The organism is Facilibium subflavum (assembly GCF_003574485.1).
GTDB classification, from domain to species: Bacteria; Pseudomonadota; Gammaproteobacteria; order Francisellales; family Francisellaceae; genus Facilibium; species Facilibium subflavum.
The window spans coordinates 1-17,546 of record NZ_QLIT01000081.1 but is presented as its reverse complement, the minus strand read 5'-3'; the positions used below and the strand labels follow the sequence as shown (position 1 = coordinate 17,546).

Annotated in this window: 16 protein-coding genes; 10 read left to right on the top strand and 6 right to left on the bottom strand. The window is 39.7% G+C overall.

What is annotated here, in order from left to right; translation table 11 throughout:
• Window positions 1–136 precede the first annotated feature (136 nt).
• The gene (locus tag DNK84_RS05610) at window positions 137–490 is read left to right on the top strand and encodes a type II toxin-antitoxin system HicB family antitoxin (RefSeq protein WP_208123259.1); all 354 of its coding nucleotides are present in this window, start codon (window positions 137–139) and stop codon (window positions 488–490) included.
• A 15-nt stretch (window positions 491–505) separates the two neighbouring features.
• On the opposite strand, the gene hemE is transcribed toward DNK84_RS05610, so the two are convergent.
• From hemE to DNK84_RS05590, 4 genes are read right to left on the bottom strand one after another with little or no spacing between them, the layout of a single operon-like run.
• Window positions 506–1,552: a uroporphyrinogen decarboxylase gene (hemE, locus tag DNK84_RS05605; protein ID WP_119343572.1), complete on the bottom strand. Its 1,047-nt coding sequence runs from the start codon at window positions 1,550–1,552 to the stop codon at window positions 506–508.
• Window positions 1,549–2,493 (bottom strand): lysophospholipid acyltransferase family protein, encoded by a 945-nt coding sequence (locus tag DNK84_RS05600; RefSeq protein WP_119343571.1) that lies wholly within the window; start codon window positions 2,491–2,493, stop codon window positions 1,549–1,551. The genes hemE and DNK84_RS05600 overlap by 4 nt, the downstream gene beginning before the upstream one ends.
• 6 nt (window positions 2,494–2,499) lie before the next feature.
• Window positions 2,500–4,005: a YifB family Mg chelatase-like AAA ATPase gene (locus DNK84_RS05595; RefSeq protein ID WP_119343570.1), complete on the bottom strand. Its 1,506-nt coding sequence runs from the start codon at window positions 4,003–4,005 to the stop codon at window positions 2,500–2,502.
• A gap of 3 nt (window positions 4,006–4,008) precedes the next feature.
• A complete protein-coding gene (locus DNK84_RS05590) occupies window positions 4,009–4,266 on the bottom strand; it encodes an accessory factor UbiK family protein (RefSeq protein ID WP_119343569.1) in 258 nt (85 codons plus the stop codon).
• Between the two features lie 81 nt (window positions 4,267–4,347).
• On the opposite strand from DNK84_RS05590, the gene DNK84_RS05585 reads away from it, so the two are divergent.
• On the top strand, window positions 4,348–4,686 hold the full coding sequence (locus DNK84_RS05585; RefSeq protein WP_119343568.1) for a P-II family nitrogen regulator: 339 nt from the start codon (window positions 4,348–4,350) through the stop codon (window positions 4,684–4,686).
• On the opposite strand, the gene DNK84_RS05580 is transcribed toward DNK84_RS05585, so the two are convergent.
• Window positions 4,683–6,776 (bottom strand): RelA/SpoT family protein, encoded by a 2,094-nt coding sequence (locus tag DNK84_RS05580; RefSeq protein ID WP_119343567.1) that lies wholly within the window; start codon window positions 6,774–6,776, stop codon window positions 4,683–4,685. The genes DNK84_RS05585 and DNK84_RS05580 overlap by 4 nt on opposite strands.
• Before the next feature lie 170 nt (window positions 6,777–6,946).
• Window positions 6,947–8,395, bottom strand: coding sequence for an amino acid permease (locus DNK84_RS05575; protein WP_119343566.1), 1,449 nt, complete (start codon window positions 8,393–8,395; stop codon window positions 6,947–6,949).
• A 712-nt stretch (window positions 8,396–9,107) separates the two neighbouring features.
• Here DNK84_RS05575 and DNK84_RS05570 point away from each other — a divergent pair.
• From DNK84_RS05570 to DNK84_RS05535, 8 genes are all read left to right on the top strand, one after another.
• A complete protein-coding gene (locus tag DNK84_RS05570; RefSeq protein ID WP_119343565.1) occupies window positions 9,108–11,540 on the top strand; it encodes an FtsK/SpoIIIE family DNA translocase in 2,433 nt (810 codons plus the stop codon).
• A gap of 10 nt (window positions 11,541–11,550) precedes the next feature.
• The gene (lolA, locus tag DNK84_RS05565) at window positions 11,551–12,222 is read left to right on the top strand and encodes an outer membrane lipoprotein periplasmic chaperone LolA (protein ID WP_119343564.1); all 672 of its coding nucleotides are present in this window, start codon (window positions 11,551–11,553) and stop codon (window positions 12,220–12,222) included.
• 30 nt (window positions 12,223–12,252) lie between these two features.
• Window positions 12,253–13,410 (top strand): M20 metallopeptidase family protein, encoded by a 1,158-nt coding sequence (locus DNK84_RS05560; protein ID WP_119343563.1) that lies wholly within the window; start codon window positions 12,253–12,255, stop codon window positions 13,408–13,410.
• 82 nt (window positions 13,411–13,492) lie between these two features.
• Window positions 13,493–14,230, top strand: a complete 738-nt coding sequence (locus tag DNK84_RS05555) for an FAD-binding oxidoreductase (protein ID WP_119343562.1) — start codon at window positions 13,493–13,495, stop codon at window positions 14,228–14,230.
• Window positions 14,231–14,348: 118 nt separating this feature from the next.
• Complete coding sequence (rpmE, locus tag DNK84_RS05550) at window positions 14,349–14,567, top strand: 50S ribosomal protein L31 (RefSeq protein WP_119343561.1); 219 nt, start codon at window positions 14,349–14,351, stop codon at window positions 14,565–14,567.
• 123 nt (window positions 14,568–14,690) lie between these two features.
• Window positions 14,691–15,749, top strand: coding sequence for a ThiF family adenylyltransferase (locus tag DNK84_RS05545; protein WP_119343560.1), 1,059 nt, complete (start codon window positions 14,691–14,693; stop codon window positions 15,747–15,749).
• A complete protein-coding gene (locus tag DNK84_RS05540) occupies window positions 15,740–16,801 on the top strand; it encodes a YcaO-like family protein (protein WP_119343559.1) in 1,062 nt (353 codons plus the stop codon). Before DNK84_RS05545 ends, DNK84_RS05540 begins: the two co-directional genes overlap by 10 nt.
• Window positions 16,785–17,546: TfuA-like protein (locus DNK84_RS05535; RefSeq protein WP_208123258.1), on the top strand; the 762-nt coding region annotated here is incomplete at its 3' end. The genes DNK84_RS05540 and DNK84_RS05535, both read left to right, overlap by 17 nt.

Genomic DNA, 17,546 nt, shown 5'->3' with positions numbered 1-17,546 from the left:
ATTTTTATACTTTAACAGGTTCAGTGAGTTAAATTGAAGAGCCGTATGTGGGAAATCTACAAGTACGGTTCTGTGAGGGGCATCATGCTTTCTCACATTATGTTTAAAATTTAAAATATAAATAGGAGAAACAGAGATGTCTACTCGACAAAATCTAATGAAATACAAAGATTATTACGGCTCAATTGAGTTTGATGAAGAAAGCATGATTTTTTATGGAAAAGTACAGTTTATTCGATCATTAGTATCATACGAAGGTGAAACAGCCAAAGAGATATTAAATGCCTTTCATGAAGCTATTGATGACTATCTGGCAACATGTAAACAAAATGATGTAGAGCCAGAAAAATCATTCAAAGGCTCTTTTAATATTAGAATTGGAACAAAACTCCATGAAGAAGTGGCCATAAAAGCTAACCAAATGGGAACGTCAGTGAACGATTTTGTAAAAGCAGCAATTATGCACGAACTAAACGCTAAGTCTTTGTAATATCATTTGTGTGATTCATGATTGATTTTTACAGCCAAACTCCCTGACAGCTTCAACCATCACTTTAACTTTATCAGGATTAATATCAGGATAGACACCATGGCCAAGGTTGAAAATATAGCGATGATTATCGCGTTGTGTCGATAAAATTGCTTTAACTTCCTGGATAATACTCTCATCACTGCCATAAAGTGCAGCAGGATCAAGGTTGCCTTGTAAGGCGATACTGTCATTGACAAAGCCTCTTGCCTGCTTAATTGATATGCTCCAGTCAATGCCAGCAGCATCACAGCCACTTTGTGCGATTTTATCAAGCCATAATCCCCCACCTTTAGTAAAAAGTGTTACAGGGGTATCAGGGTGGTGTGTTTTAATAAATTGCGTAATGGTTTGCATATAATTTAAAGAGAAAATTTGATACGTGTGATGTGATAATAACCCACCCCAGGTGTCAAAAATCATAATGGCGTCAGCACCGGATTTGATTTGCTCGGATAAATAAATACAAGTCACTTGTGTCAATTTATCTAAAAGGTTTTGCAGCATTTTAGGCTGTGCGTACATCATCTGACGAAGCTTGGTAAATTGCTTAGATCCATGGCCTTCAACCATGTATGCAGCAAGTGTCCATGGACTGCCACAAAAACCAATTAAGGGCACACGATTTTTAATCGCCTGCTTTGTTGTTGACACGGCATCATAAACATAGGTGAGCTTGTCTATCGCGTATTTAGTATCAAGCAGGCTAATCTGTTTGTCAGACTGGATAGGGTTGTCAAAGACAGGCCCTGTGCCAGGAATGAATTCAAGCTTCATACCCATTGCTTCAGGAATGGTGAGAATATCTGAGAAGACAATTGAGGCATCTAAATCAAAGCGATCAAGAGGTTGAAGTGCAACCTCGCAGCAGGCTTGTGCATTTTTGCACATTGTCATAAAGTTTTGAAACTTGCTTCGCACATAGCGGTACTCTGGCAGGTATCTTCCTGCCTGGCGCATAATCCACATTGGCGTATGCGTGTGCTTCTTATTTTTTAATGCATCGAGGTAAATGGTTCTCATTGTTTATCCTTTTTGTAAAAATCAATTCCTTCAGGATTATATTTAAAGCGTTTATAGCCCCATTGGTATTGCGCTGGGAATTTACGAATCACTTCTTCAAAGTGCTTTGTAAACGCATAACCTACAGGATCTTCAATTCCTGGTATCTTTTGGGCTTCTTCAATTTCAGGTGCTAAATCATCAATATAGAGTGTTATTCCTTTTCCTATGCCATTTCTGACAGCATAACTTACGACAACGGCAGGTTTAAATCGCTCATAGAGTTTACCTGGGAAGTTCATTGTTTTTGCTGGAACACCAAAAAAGTCGATATAGGTGCCACCGGCATCCACAGGTACTTGATCAGATAGCATTGCCACGACTTCTTTGTTTTTCATGGCTTGAAAAAGCATTTTCACCCCTTTGTGATTGGCTGGAGACATGCGTTTACATAGTCGGGATCTGGCTTGATAGATCAGTTTATCTAAAATTTTAATTTTAGGCGGTGTGTAAAGCATGGCCGCTGGATAGTGTTGTGGGTAATACATCGAGCCAATTTCCCAGCAGCCGATATGCGGACCTAGTATCATAATGCTTCGCCCTTCTTCATAAAGCTTTTGCATGAGTTCTTTATTGTAAACCGTGTGGATATTCTCAAGTAGTTTATTTGGTTTTTTAAAGAGTATTGCAGGCATTTCAGCACCAGTAACAAAAGTGTGGCGAATTGCATTTTTTATCAGTCTTTTTTTATGGTATTGGCTAAGATCAGGGAAACATAATTCAATGTTTTTTGTAGTAACACGTTTAATATCACTGTTAAAACAGGCGACAATGCTGCCAAGAAGCCAGCCAACGCGTTGTGCCATCGAAAAACTCATCATGCTCCAAAGATATAAAAAAAAAGTAAAAAGTTGCTCACCAAATTTTTTCAATTGTTTCACCTTATTATTGTCTTCAAGCATATAGTTTTATTGCATAAAGCGATCAAGCTTGCGATAAGTCAATGCCTCTTTAATATGCTCAGCATCAATGTGTTCTTGGCTGGACAAATCAGCAATGGTGCGCGCTATTTTTACAATACGGTAATAAGCACGTGCCGAAAGCCCCATCTTCTCGATAGCTTTATTTAATAGCAGGCGCTCATTATTACCTAAAACACAGAATTGTTCAATTTCATTCCCAACAAGTTTGGCATTAATTTTGCCTTGTCTGTTAAGCTGGCGCCTTCTTGCTTGTTCAACCTGCTTTTTGATATCAGTACTTTTTATGACATATTGTGGTTTATTCGTTAAAGTATCCTGATCGACTTCGAGCACTTCTACTTGTAAATCAATTCTATCTAATAAGGGACCTGAAAGCTTTTGTTGATAGCGCTTTATCTGTGTTTGGCTGTCTTTGCATGCCTTTTTATTAGAGCCAAGATAGCCGCATGGGCAAGGGTTCATTGCAGCAATAAGCTGAAAATCAGCAGGATACTCTACCTGTGCATAGGCCCTTGAGATAATAATTTTTCCTGATTCAAGTGGCTCCCTTAATACCTCCAAGACGTGGCGGTCGAATTCAGGTAGCTCATCTAAAAACAGCACACCATTATGTGCTAATGATATTTCTCCAGGTTTTGGATTAGACCCTCCACCAACTAAAGATACAGCAGAGGCTGTATGATGTGGTGCACGAAATGGGCGTTTGTAAAAATCATGTGCCTTTAGTACATCGCCTTTAATGGAGGCAACTGCCGCTGAGGCTAAGGCTTCATCAATATTTAAATCGGGTAAAATACTGTTAAATCTTGTTGCCAGCATGGTCTTTCCTGCACCAGGTGGGCCAATAAATAAGAGGTTATGGCCACCTGCTGCAGCAATAGCAAGTGCTCGTTTGGCTTGCAATTGACCTTTCACATCGGCTAAATCAGGATAAATGCCTTTAATCTTTTGTTTAGGTTGTGAGGATATGCTATTTAAAAGACGCGTTTTTGATAAATGCATCACTACCTCTTGCAGATTTTTTGCAGGATAAGCTAAAAGGTCAGTGATAAGCTGTACTTCATGATGGTTATCTGGTGCCAATACTAAAGCACGTTTTTGTCGATACGTTTCAATTGCAAAGGGTAGTATGCCATTAATGGGCCTTATTTTCCCGGAAAGAGAAAGCTCTCCAGCAAATTCATAGTGCATATCATCGCATTTTAGCTGGCCTGATGCGATTAAAATGCCAACGGCAATTGGCAGGTCAAAGCGGCCACCTTCTTTTGGCAAATCAGCAGGGGATAGATTAATGGTGATGCGTCTACTGGGGAACTCAAATCCTGAATTAATAATCGCACTTCGTACACGATCTTTGCTTTCTTTGACAGCTGTTTCAGGTAGGCCGACGATTGCTAAACTTGGTAAACCATTGGATAAATGAACCTCAACATTAACCTGAGGTGCTTTGACACCCAATTGCGCGCGCGAATAAACAATCGCCAGTGACATAATTTATAAATCGATATTATGTTTTTTTAATAGCTTATCGACTTTTTTTTCTAACTGCTCTAGTCGCTGCCTTGTTTTGAGTAATACTTCTTTTTGGATGTCAAATTCTTCACGTGTCACCAGATCCAAGCGTTCAAAGCTTGATTTTAAAATGCTTTTACAGTTACTTTCAAACTCATCCGCAAATGCTTTGACACCTTTGGGAATCGCATCTGATATTTTTTTGCTAACATCTTCAAGTATTTTGTTGTCAATTTTCATTACAAATCGCCTATAGGTTTTGCTTAATTATATTCCATAATGTAGCATAGTAAGCTATAAATTGGAAAACTGAATACACAAATGAAACTTGTAAGTGCCTATATTAAGCCCTTTTTGTTGGATAGAACAAGAGAAGCGCTTGTCAACGCTGGCATCTTAGGGATGACGGTAATAGAAGTCAAAGGTTTTGGAAAGCAGCTAGGTCATACGCAGCTTTACCGTGGTGCTGAATATGCGGTTGATTTTTTACCTAAAATCAAGCTTGAGGTTATTTGCAGTGAAGCACAAAAAAACCTTGTTGTTGATACGATTATGGAAGTGAATAAAAGTGAGAAAATTGGTGCTGGGAAAATCACCATAAGCACTTTAGATGAAGTGATTCGTATTCGTACGGCTGAGAAGGATGAAGCGGCAATTTAAATAGGTCGCTCAATTTTAATGCAGACTTTCAGTCGTTTTAATGCACGGATAATATGCGCAAGGTGTACGCGGTCTTTTACACTGATCACAGTTTCAATTAAGCCATATTGTTGATCACATTCAATGACATTAAAACTGATAATATGCGTTTGTTGTCTTGCAATACTTGCAGTGATATTTGCAATAGCACCTTGTGTGTTTTCTAGTGAAATATGCAATTTGCTAGGGAAGCTGCTATGTTCTGCGTGAGACCACTTGACTTCGGTACGCTTATATTTTTGTGCGTGTTTTTCTTTAAGGGTATGGCATTGTGTTCTATGTACCTCTAAACCTTTTTCAGGTACCAGCACTCCTGTGATAGGATCTCCAGGTATTGGTGTGCAACAAAATGCCAAAAAGCGCTTGTTTTGTTCGGTAATATCAATGATTTGTTTTGTGTGCGGGGCTAATTGTTTTTGATTTTGCATATGCTGTGCGATAAATTTAGCCACGCTTTCAGCAGCAAAACTTGCATTGCCAATATTGGTATAAAGCAGGTTAATACTTGGGAAGTTAAACTCAGCCAACGCTTCTTGCAGTAAATCATCGCTTAGCACAATGGGCAGACCTGCTTTTGCCAGTGCCTGCTCGAATAGCCGTTTACCCATCTGTAAAAGCTCATCTTGCTCACGCCGTTTTAGCGCATGTTTAATCGCATGCTTTGCACGTGCTGTTTTCACAAAGTTAAGCCATGCAGGGTTAGGGTGTGCTGCAGGGGAGGTGATAATTTCAATCGTATCACCATGCTTTAGGATGTAACTTAATGGCGCGATACGCCGATTGACTTTTGCTGCGATGCAATGGTTCCCAATGTCTGTATGTATGTGATAAGCAAAATCAACACAGGTGGCATTTTTAGGAAGCTCAATAATCTCACCATTGGGGGTGAAAACATATACTTCATCTGGAAATAAATCCAATTTTACACTTTCAATAAAATCCATTGAAGTGGTGACCTGGCGCTGTAAATCAGATAATTTTTCCAGCCACTTTTGGGCGTTATCACGGCTTATTGATTTAGATTTATATAACCAGTGGGCGGCAACGCCACGCTCGGCGGTATCATCCATCATCTGTGTTTTAATCTGGATTTCAATTGGGACCCCATAAGGGCCAAATACTGTGGTATGTAGGGACTGGTAGCCATTGGCTTTAGGCGTGGCAATATAGTCTTTAAAACGTCCTGGAATCGGGCGGAAAAGCTCGTGAATCGCACCTAAAATAACATAGCAATCCCGCCTGGTTGGTGCGATAACCTTATAGGCATAGATATCCATGATTTCGGAAAAAGACATGTCGCGATCGCGCATTTTGCGATAAATGCTATAAAGACGTTTTTTACGTCCAGAGACTTTGCTGCTATCATCAAGCTCATCTGACAGATGGTGTTGTAGCTTTTCAAGAATTTTATGAAATAAGCGATCACGATGCTTTTGTGCGTGTTTGACTTTGGTTTTTAAGGTTTGATAGCGATAGGGGTGGATGCCTTCAAAAGCAAGCTCCTCAAAGCTGTTTTTAAAATGATGCATACCAAGCCTGTGTGCAATAGGCGCATAGATTTCTAATGTTTCTTGAGCAATACGTCGGCGCTTATCTGGGCGCAAAGGTGCAAGTGTTGTCATGTTATGTAATCGATCAGCAAGCTTAATCAAGATTACACGTATGTCTTTAACCATGGCAAGAATCATCTTACGGAAGTTTTCTGCCTGTTGTTCGGCTTTGGTATTAAATTCGATTTGTGTCAGTTTTGTGACACCCTCAACCAGTTGAGCGGTTTTTTCACCATAGCGCTTTGCAATTTCCTCGGCTGTTACATCTGTGTCTTCAATCACATCATGCAATAGGGCCGCAATAATTGTTTCTGTGTCAAGCCGCATGCCGGCTAAAACACATGCTACAGCAACCGGATGCGTAAAATAAGGCTCTCCAGAGCTTCTTATCTGTGTCTCATGCGCATCAGCACCAAATAAAAAAGCATCAGCAAGCAATGCACGATCTTTTTTATCCAAGTAGCTATAGATGGCCCTGTTGAGTTTATAAAATAAAAACATAGCAAGTAACAATCTGTATCTATAACCCTAGAGTATATACCACCCATAAAGCATTTTACAGCGTTTCTTGTTTCACCTTTTATATGATTTAAAGCTCCCAAAGGATTGTTTCAAGGCATTTCAAAAATAAAAACGCGACCAGGTTGAGCATAATACGCAAAGCGTGAAATTTATTTATGCTGGTCTGGTTTAATCATAACATCGCATTTTTCCAATGGGATTATTTTTGATTTTTTAATGAGCTTATAGCCGATAAGTAATACCAGAAATAAAATAAACCCAATATAGGTTGCCAAGAATTTCTGCCAGGTGATTGCGCCGTTGATAATATCCGAGAACTCTTGTCCTAGTATAATAATCGCAATCACAATCATTGCAGCAACAGGTGCAATCGGAAACCATTTTGCTTTATAAGGTAGCTCTGTCAGGTTTAAGCCTTGTTTTTGATAAGCACGGCGAAAGCGATAATGACTCAGCGCAATACCAAACCAGGCAACAAAACCAGCTAATGAGGAAATATTAACAAGCCAGGTAAAAACAGCGCCATTTCGTAAGAAAAAGGTTAAAAAGAAAAAGCAGCCAAGTAAAGCCGTCACTAAAAGTGCATTGATGGGTATGCCTTTTCTATTGATTTTGGCAAATATGCTGGGTGCTTGTTTCGTGTGCGCCAGATGCCACATGATTCGTGTGGCTGAATACATGCTGGCATTACATGCAGAAAGAATCGCAATTAAAATAACGGCATTCATCACGGTTGCCGCATAGGTTAAACCTGCATTTTTAAAAACGATGGTAAAAGGACTTATGGCAACATCGGAGTCAGGGTTGACAAGAATATTGCTGGTGTAAGGAATTAAAAAGCTGATAATACCGATGGCAAGAATATAAAAAATCACTAACCGCCAGAAGGTGCGCTTAATCGCTAAAGGAATAGATTTTCTTGGGTTATCTGCTTCTCCTGCTGCAACCCCGACAAGTTCTGTTCCTTGAAATGAGAAACCAGCAATCAAGAAAACAGACATAAAACCAACAAATCCATTATGAAAAGGTGCATCGCCAATATGCCAGTTTTTAAAGCCAATAGAGCCGCCAACACCTGTTACGCCAATAATGGTTAAAATACCTACAACGATAAAGATAATAACAAAGGCCACTTTCATAAAAGACAGCCAGTACTCGGTTTCACCATATACTTTCACGGCCATGATGTTTAAACCAAAAATAAGCACAAAGAATAAAATACTCCAGACAAAGCTTGGCACGTTTGGAAACCAGTATTGCATAATCAAGGCTGCAGCAATAATTTCAGCTGCAATGGTAATTGCCCAGTTAAACCAGTAATTCCAACCCATGGCAAAACCAAAATCTTTGCTGACATATTGGCTTGAGTATTCACAAAAAGTGCCCGTTGTTGGGTGGTGTGCGGCCATCTCTCCCAGGCTGCACATTAAAAAATAAACCATAATTGAAATGATTGCATAAGCAAGCATCGCACCACCTGGGCCTGCCTCATGAATGGCCCCACCACTGGCAAGAAAAAGCCCTGTTCCAATAGAGCCACCAAGGGCAATCATAATTAAATGACGTGTTTTAAGACTTCTATGTAATGTATCTGACATGATGCCCCACCTTATAAAGTAAATTGTTTTGATATTATTGCGCTTTTATCTTTTTTGATAAAGCGGTTATTATCAATGAAATGAAAATAGCGGTGGGAGATGAATTGTGTGTATTGTTGCATTGTTTTTTTCCTTCTTGTCTTTAATAGATATATGCTACAGATTCCAGACCTGTGTCATAAAAGTGAAACCAAAATTTTTACTCATGCATCTAACCTCTTGCGTTTGAGTTTGATTATAAAACCACAATACATTGATGTTGCTCATAAAAGCGTCAGTAAACGGTGCTTTTTCATAAGGCACTGATTCATAAATTAGACATCATGAACTTCCCCTTTAACGGCTGAACCATATTATGGCCACTGATAAAATTAACGGTTTTTTATAAAAATGTAAATATGACAGAAGATTTCGATTAATGAATTTTCTGGTAAAACCGGCCTCAAGGCAGCTAAACTCTTAATAAGAGCGTTTGACAATTTTATGCGTTTTCATTGAAGGTGCTGATAAATCGTATAAATAGTTTATGCGCGGTATAAAGTAGTCTGTTAGCTTTGTCCATGTTAATATAGGGGTCAATTTTACAGTGTACGATATTATGTCGCACCTGTCGTTGTCCGTGTTAATATAGTGGTCAATGGTAATAAACGATCCCGCGCAAGCTGCGGGGTATATAAAATAAAGAAATAACAAATAATAGAGGACTATCGCTGTGGCGATAAAGTTGAGAAAGCAAAAACAAGACAAAAAACAGAAACAAAGGCTTACGCCTGTTGTTGATAAACAGGCGCAAAAAGATTTGAACTATTTATTGGTTGAGCGGTTAAAAATAGCATGGCTTGTGCTAATGGGTGCGTTAGCCTTATTTTTATTGCTGTCACTTTTTTCCTATAATCATTCAGATCCAGGTTGGACAGTTGCCAGTTCAAGCACCAATGTACAAAATTATGCAGGAATTGTTGGTGCCTATACGGCAAACTTTATTCTGGCTATTCTTGGTGTTTTTGGCTTTCTATTACCATTTTTACTGGTTTATGGTATATGGCTTTTTTTCCTGGAGAAGAAAAGCTTTGCTGAAAGTAGTATTTTACTGATGTTAGTGCGTACTTTAGGCGTATTGTTATTGCTGATTTCAGGTAGCGGCTTGGCAAGTGCATTACTATCTGTATTTGATACGTTGATGCCTGAGGGTGCCGGTGGGATATTGGGCCAGGAAGTTGCGTTTTATACCCTGACTTATTTAAGTACAGCAGGTGGTGTATTAGTGCTATTGGTCGGGTTTGTATTAGGACTTACGCTGTTTTCCGGCGGGTTTTGGGCGCGATCAGCCTTTTATGGGCTTTTAATGCTTGGTAAGTATTGTAAGCAGTTTTGCCAAAAGCTTTTCTCATTTAAGCTGCGATCAAAGCCGTCACGTGATAAAAACAGAAATATTAATAGTATACAAGCCGATGTGCAGGATATGGCACAAACATATGAGGAAATTGATACCTTAAATTTTGTTGAGCCTGTAGTCCACCTTGAAACTGAAGCTTCAAAAAATGATGCGCAGTTTGAGTTACCATTGGACAATGAAAACTTTGATGAACCTTCTCAAGCGCGTGTGACAAATGAGAAGAAAAACAAGCCAGATGCAAAATTAATTAAAAAGAAAGTAAAAAACAAAACGGATAAGAAAACAGGCTTACCTAATCTGGATTTATTAGATGATCCAGATACAAAGCAAGAACAGGTTTCAAGCCAGTTTTTAGATAAAATGGCAGCTTTGGTTGAGGAAAAGTTAGCTGATTTTGGGGTCAAAGTTAAAGTGGTTGATCGCTATCCTGGGCCTGTGATCACACGTTTTGAGGTTGAGCTTGCCCCTGGGGTTAAAGTCAGCAAATTAACTGGCCTTGCCCAGGATTTGGCGCGTTCCTTATCAACAACAAGAGTGCGCGTTGTTGAAGTAATCCCTGGTAAACCTTATGTTGGTTTGGAGCTGCCAAATCAAACAAGGCAGATGGTTCGCTTAAAAGAAGTGCTTTGTCATAAGAAATTCAAAGAGTCAAGCTCCCCATTAACCATGGGGCTAGGTGTTGATATTGCCGGGGCCCCTGAAATGGCAAATCTGGCGAAGATGCCACATTTATTGGTTGCAGGGACCACAGGCTCAGGTAAATCAGTTGGGGTTAATGCGATGATTATCAGTATGTTATATAAATCAACGCCAGAAGAGCTTCGCTTGATTATGATTGACCCCAAAATGCTTGAGCTTTCGATTTATGAAGGAATCCCGCATTTATTAACACCAGTTGTCACGGATATGAATGAAGCCGCAAATGCCCTTAGGTGGTGTGTCAAAGAAATGGATCGCCGTTATGAGCTTATGGCTGCAGCTGGAGTGAGGAATATTGCAGGTTTAAATGATAAGATTAAAGCAGCTTACAAAGCAGGTGAGCCATTAAAAGATCCATTATGGTTAAAGCTGCATCCAGGGCAAGAGGAAGATGCCCCGTTATTGGAAAAGCTTCCCTTTATTGTGGTAATTGCTGATGAGTTTGCCGATATGATGATGGTTGTTGGGAAGAAAGTCGAAGAGCTTATTGCACGCTTAGCACAAAAAGCACGTGCAGCAGGGATTCATTTGATTTTAGCAACACAAAGACCTTCTGTGGATGTGGTCACAGGACTTATTAAAGCAAATATTCCAACAAGAATTGCATTTCAAGTCTCATCAAGGATTGACTCTCGTACGATCTTGGATCAACAAGGAGCCGAGCAGTTATTAGGGCATGGTGATATGCTCTATCTGCCGCCTGGCTCTGGTGTACCAATGCGTGTGCATGGTGCGTTTGTCGATGATGATGAAGTCCACCGCGTAGTTGCTGCCTGGAAGGAGATGGGTGAACCAGAATATATCGAGAGTGTAACGGCAAGTGAACCTGATGAAGGTGATGGATCAGGGGAAACCGGCAGTGAGGATCCGTTATATGATGAGGCGGTGAAAATCGTTATTGAAACACAACGGGCATCTATTTCAAGCATTCAAAGACGCCTTCGTATCGGCTATAATCGCTCAGCACGCTTGATTGAGGAAATGGAAGCAGCCGGGGTTGTCAGTGAAATGCAGTCTAATGGCATGCGCGAAGTATTAGTGAAGAAGTGAGTAAATAAATATGAATAAATTAATCTTAAATTGCTTTGTATTGCTTTTGAGTATGAATGCAATAGCCTTTGCTGAGGATAGCCCAGTGGTGAAAGGGGGTGATTCGCAACAAAAAGTCACACAAAAGCTTACCAAAGCGCAAGCAAGTTTTTTTGCGCGCTTATCGGCATTTAAAAGCATGCATGCAGATTTTGACCAGGTGCTAAAAAACCCAAATCAAGGGTTAAAACAAGAATCATCCGGGCAAATATGGGTGAGTAAGCCAAGTTATTTTAAATGGCAGGTGGTGCAACCCAATAAACAGTTATTGGTTTCCAATGGGGATAAGCTTTGGAATTATGATGAAGATCTGGAGCAGGTCAGTGTGCAGTCAGTGCCAAAGGAGGTTTCTCAAGCCCCTTATCTGCTGTTATTGACAGGTAAACCTGAAACGCTGCAGAAGCTTTTTACCATTATTGCACTGGATAAAGATACGTATCGCTTAATTCCGAAAAAAGATACGCAGTCGCTAATTAAATATATCGATGTACAATTTTCTGGTGATGCGTTATCTCATTTGGCGATTGCTACTGAGACAGGGCAATCCACCGCGATTTATTTTCATAATATCTCTTTTACACAAATTCCAAAATCAACCTATCAGTTCAAACCACCTAAAGGTGTTGATGTGCTGGGTGCCTAGCGATAAAGACAATAAAATAAGGACATAGTCATGGATGCAGTAATAAACAAGAAAAAGGTTCAGGCTGTGCGTGAGCACATTCATCAATATCCTGAACTTGGGTTTGATGTAGATAACACGGCAGATTTTTTGATTGATGAGTTAAACCACTTAGGCCTTAAGGTAACAAGAGGGCTTGGTAAAACCGGCTTTGTGGCTGATTTGGTTGTGCCAGGTGCCAAGCGGATGATCGCGCTTCGTGCTGATATGGATGCCTTGCCGATTCAAGAAAAAAACACATGTGATTATAAATCTAAAATCGATGGCAAGGCACATATGTGTGGTCATGATGCCCATTGTGCAATGCTGATTGGGGCAGCTGAAGCCCTTGTTAAGTGCAAAGAACAGTTAAATGTCAGTGTGCGTTTTTTATTCCAGCCTTCTGAAGAGGTGTTACCTGGGGGTGCGCCTGCAATGATTGCTGATGGTGCGCTAGATAGCGTAGATCAGATCTTTGGCATTCATGTTATGCCAGCCATTGAGGAAGGTAAGCTTCAGATTTGCCAGCCAGTTGCCTTATCAGGTGTTGATTTATTTGATATTGAATTTATTGGCAAAGGTGGTCATGCGTCGCTTCCTGAGATAACCGTTGACCCGATGATCATGGCAACGCAGTTTGTCAACCAGGTTCAAAGCATTGTTTCTCGTAATATTTCAAGCTTTGAGCCCGCGGTTGTTTCAATCACATCGCTTCACATCGGCAGTGCCTATAATGTTATTGCCGATACCGCACAACTAAAAGGGTGTGTGCGTTATTTAAGTCAAAAGGCAGAAAATGTGGTAAAAACAAGACTTTTTGAGATTGCCCAAGGCGTTGCCAGCACTTATGGTGGCAGGGTCAATATAGATTATCAGCATGGCTATCCAGAAACAAGAAACCATGAAGATGCAATCAAACAGGCAATTCCTGCAGCTGAAAAAGTTTTCGGCAAAGAAAATGTATTATTGTCCGATAAACCTTGGATGGCCTCGGAAGACTTTTCCTACTATGCACAGAAAATCCCTGCTTGCTATGTTTTTTTAGGTGTGCGTAATGCACAAAAAGGATTTACTGCCATGGTACATGAGCCAACGTTTGATTTATCCATTGATGCGATGATGTTGGGTGTTAATTATTATGTTTGGTTGATTCGCATGCAGCAGGCTTAAAAAAGGCGTGACATCTTAAAGGATTTCTTTACCATATAGCATATATATGGCCACAAAAGACTGTAGATAAAAGAGAAGAGTTATGGCAATACAGCGATTTGAGATCGAGTTGGTTGAGACAAAGATGTTGACAGACAGTATTAAACATCTTGTATTCAAAAAAGCAGATAATAGTGCTTTTAATTTTACACCAGGACAATTTGTTACCTTTTTGTTTGATCATGAAGATGGTAAGGTAAGGCGCCGAAGCTATAGTGTGGCAACAATCCCGGGAAAATCAGATCATATTGAAATTGCAATTTCTTATATTGATGGTGGTATTGCATCAGAGAATCTCTTTAATATGAAGCCAGGGGATAAATTCAATGCAATGGGACCTGCAGGACGCCTGGTATTAAAGGAAGATGAAAAAATTCGCAAGCTTGTTCTTGTTGGTACAGGAACAGGTATTGCACCATATCGTGCGATGCTGCCACAGCTTGAAAGACTTTGTAAGGAGAATATTGAAGAGGTTTATATTCTCTTAGGAGTGCAATATCAAAAAGATACGCTTTATGCTGAGGATTTTCGCGCCTATGCAAAAACGCATCCCAAAATTAAATTTATGGCTTGTTTAAGCCGTCAGGCATCAGGGCTTTATACCGATGAGGCACCTGGGTATGTTCAAAAGCAATTTGAACACTTGGCACTGAAACCAGGCCAGGATATCGTCTATTTATGTGGTAATCCAGATATGATTGATGATGCCTTTGAGCAGTTAACCAAGGCAGGCTTTGACACAAAGTCAGTGCGTCGTGAGAAATATATTTCATCAAATTAATCGAAAAAACTTGAGAAATGTAAGATATTTCGATATGATTTGCGAGATTAGTAAAGAAGTAAGTCGCGGTGCTTAGGGAGAGCCTAAGTGGCGGTGGCAAAACAAAAAGAGGTTTATCATGAATAACGCAATTCAACCAAAGTACGAAGAAATTAATGTAGCGTGCAGCTGTGGCAACACATTTAAAACACGTTCAACAAAGTGTGCAGATTTGCATTTAGATGTATGCTCTGCTTGTCACCCGTTTTATACTGGTAAGCAGCGTGTGGTTGACACTTCTGGCCGTGTGGATAACTTCCAGAAGCGTTTTGGTAATATGAAAGGGCGTAAGCTTTAAGAAGCTTCCAAAGTGATGAGTAGCCTATGGGGAATGATGTTTTATTTCAAAATATAGAACTTCATAATTACTCAGGTGCTATGATTCGTTTAGAAACTTAGTGGGCCAGTATGGTGGCTTTTTATGAATTTTCAGAGATACCAACGCCACTATCCTGTTATTGGCCTGGAAGGCCAGCAAAAACTCTCTTATTTTTCTATTTGTCTTGTTGGCTGTGGGGGCATTGGCTCCCCAGCCGCGCTTTATTTAGCCGCTGCAGGCATTGGTAGAATTGGTTTAGTTGATTTTGACCAAGTGGCATTATCCAATCTCCAACGCCAGATTGTTTTTACCGAAGCCGATATTGGCAAGCACAAAACTGAGATTGCCAAAGAAAAGCTATCGGCATTAAATTCATCGATTGAAATTGAAGCCTTTTGTGAACGGCTAAGCTATAAGCGTGCCTTAGAGATACTGTCCAGCTATGATTTAGTGATTGATGGTTCAGATAATTATCAAACACGATTTCTACTCAATGATGCCTGTTGTAAACTCAAAAAGCCTTTGATTAGCGCCAGTGTCTTGCAAACTAAGGCGCAATTAGCGTTTTTTGATTGCCAACATTTTTGTTATCGCTGTTTATATGCAGCACCACCACCAGATGGGATGACACCAAGCTGTGCCGAGGCCGGTGTTATTGGGGCTACAGCTGGGGTTATCGGTACAATGGCTGCCAATATGGCGATTAACTATGCTTTACAGAAGAAAATACACAAGCAGCTGATGATTTTTGACAGTGAAACGCTTAGCTGGCAGTATTTTGATTTTACACAACAGCCAGATTGCCCTGGTTGTGTCAAACAGCAGTATATTCCTGTTACACGTATAAGTATTGATAAGGTGCCTGAGGTTAGTGATTTTGATTCAGCATCTTTGATTATTGATGTGCGTGAAGATTGGGAGCTTCAACTGGCTGTCCTGGATCGAGAGTATATTCATATCCCATTGAATAAATTGTTACATAATCAATTCGATCAGGCAGTTTTATCACAGCATGATAAAATCGTGTTGTTATGTAAGTCAGGTACTCGAAGCCAAAAGGCAGCCAAGTATTTAAAAGATGAGGGTATCGAGAATGTCTTCTCTTTTAAAGGTGGTCTTAAAGCCTATCTGGCAGGGAAAAACAAAAGGTTATGTTACTAAACTCATTGCGGATTTGTGATCCTGTACAGACACTAGAAAATATTAAGCCTTATTTAGCACAGGCTGAAATTACCCGTTTAGCAAATTTAACCCATTTAGATGCTACAGGTATCCCAATCTATACTGCAATTCGTCCAATGGCAAAATCGTTATCAACAAGCCAAGGTAAGGCAATGACTGCTATTGAGGCGCAAATTGGGGCTTATATGGAATCATTAGAAGTCTACTTTGCCGAAAATGCACAGGCGGATATTTTACGGCAAAAGCTTGCTGATAATATATTATTTATTGATCCTAATAGATTAAGTAGCGGTGTTGCTTATGATAGTGACTATATTCATGACTGGGTAAGGGTTCATGCGTGGATCAACGATAAACCCTATTATATTCCTTTATCGTTTGTTTGTATGGATACGACAAATCGCGCTGTTTTAATAGAGGCGATCGATACCACAGGAATCGCCTCAGGAAATAGCTTTGATGAGGCATTGCTTCACAGTTTATTAGAGTGTATTGAACGCCAGGCAATTGGCTTGCCTGCAAAAATGGTTAAATTAGATGAAGAACATACTCTTTATAAAAAACTGGCAATGCATCATTATGTAAAAATCAGCTACTTTCCCAATCAATTTAATCTGCCGGTATTTGCCTGTTATATTCAAAGCAAGTACGCGGATGAAAATCAGATGATTTTTAGTGGTTATGGTGCGCATCTGGATAAAGAAATTGCATTAAATCGTGCGTTGACCGAGGCAATACAGTCTAAAGTTACAACAATTGCAGGATCGCGCGATGATATCCATAAATATGCTTATATCAGGCAGCTTAAAAAAATGGAAATTCCAGCACATGATATTGTACTAAGTGATATCAATGATAAAAAAGCACACATGGTGGGTGAAGGTGTGCAAATGCTTAGAGGTATTTTAAGCAAGCTTGGTTTAGATGCCTTGGTTTATACTTATCATCAAGAATCACTGGTGTTTTTAAAAAGTATAATAGTCGATAGCAATCAGCTATTTACAAGGAGCCAAAGTGACAAGGCAAAATAAAATCGTGGTATTTAGCGAGATTACTTTATCTAAAGAGGCGGTTAAGCAATATCTGCCTGAAACTGTGATCAAGCCATCGATAAAAACAGGCGATTTAATTCAGGCATGTAAAGAAGGTTTTGAAGTAGCTGTTATAATCGATGGGGTTTTTGATTTTATAAGCTCTGTATGGCATAAGGAGATTTTATGGGTCATGGCACAAGGTATGGATGTTATTGGCTGTGCTTCAATGGGTGCACTTCGTGCTGCTGAGCTTTACACTTATGGTATGAAAGGCTCAGGCTATGTGTTTGAGGCATATAAAAGTGGCCTAACCGATGATGACAGTGAAGTGGCAGTTAATTTCTACCAGCTTGATAAAGAGCTTATGACCAGTATTGCATTAATCAATATTCGCTATACGCTTGATATATTAAAACAGGAAGGTTGTGACCAAGTAATACTGGATACAACCTGGCAAAAAACAAGTGCAGTTTTTTATAAAAAGCGGACATGGCCGTATCTACAGGATCAATTGACACCAGAGGCGTTTAATCTGTTAAAAACGCATTATGTGGATATAAAAGCACTGGATGCAAGGCAATGTTTGCAAAGCTTACCAAGCCTTATTAATATACAGCAAAAAATAGTGACTGTACCACAAACTTTATTTTTAAATAAGCTGATTCGAGATATTTATTATCAAGATGATATTCAGGCAATTGCAGATATCTTACAAAAACATTATATACAAGCTCCTCAATAC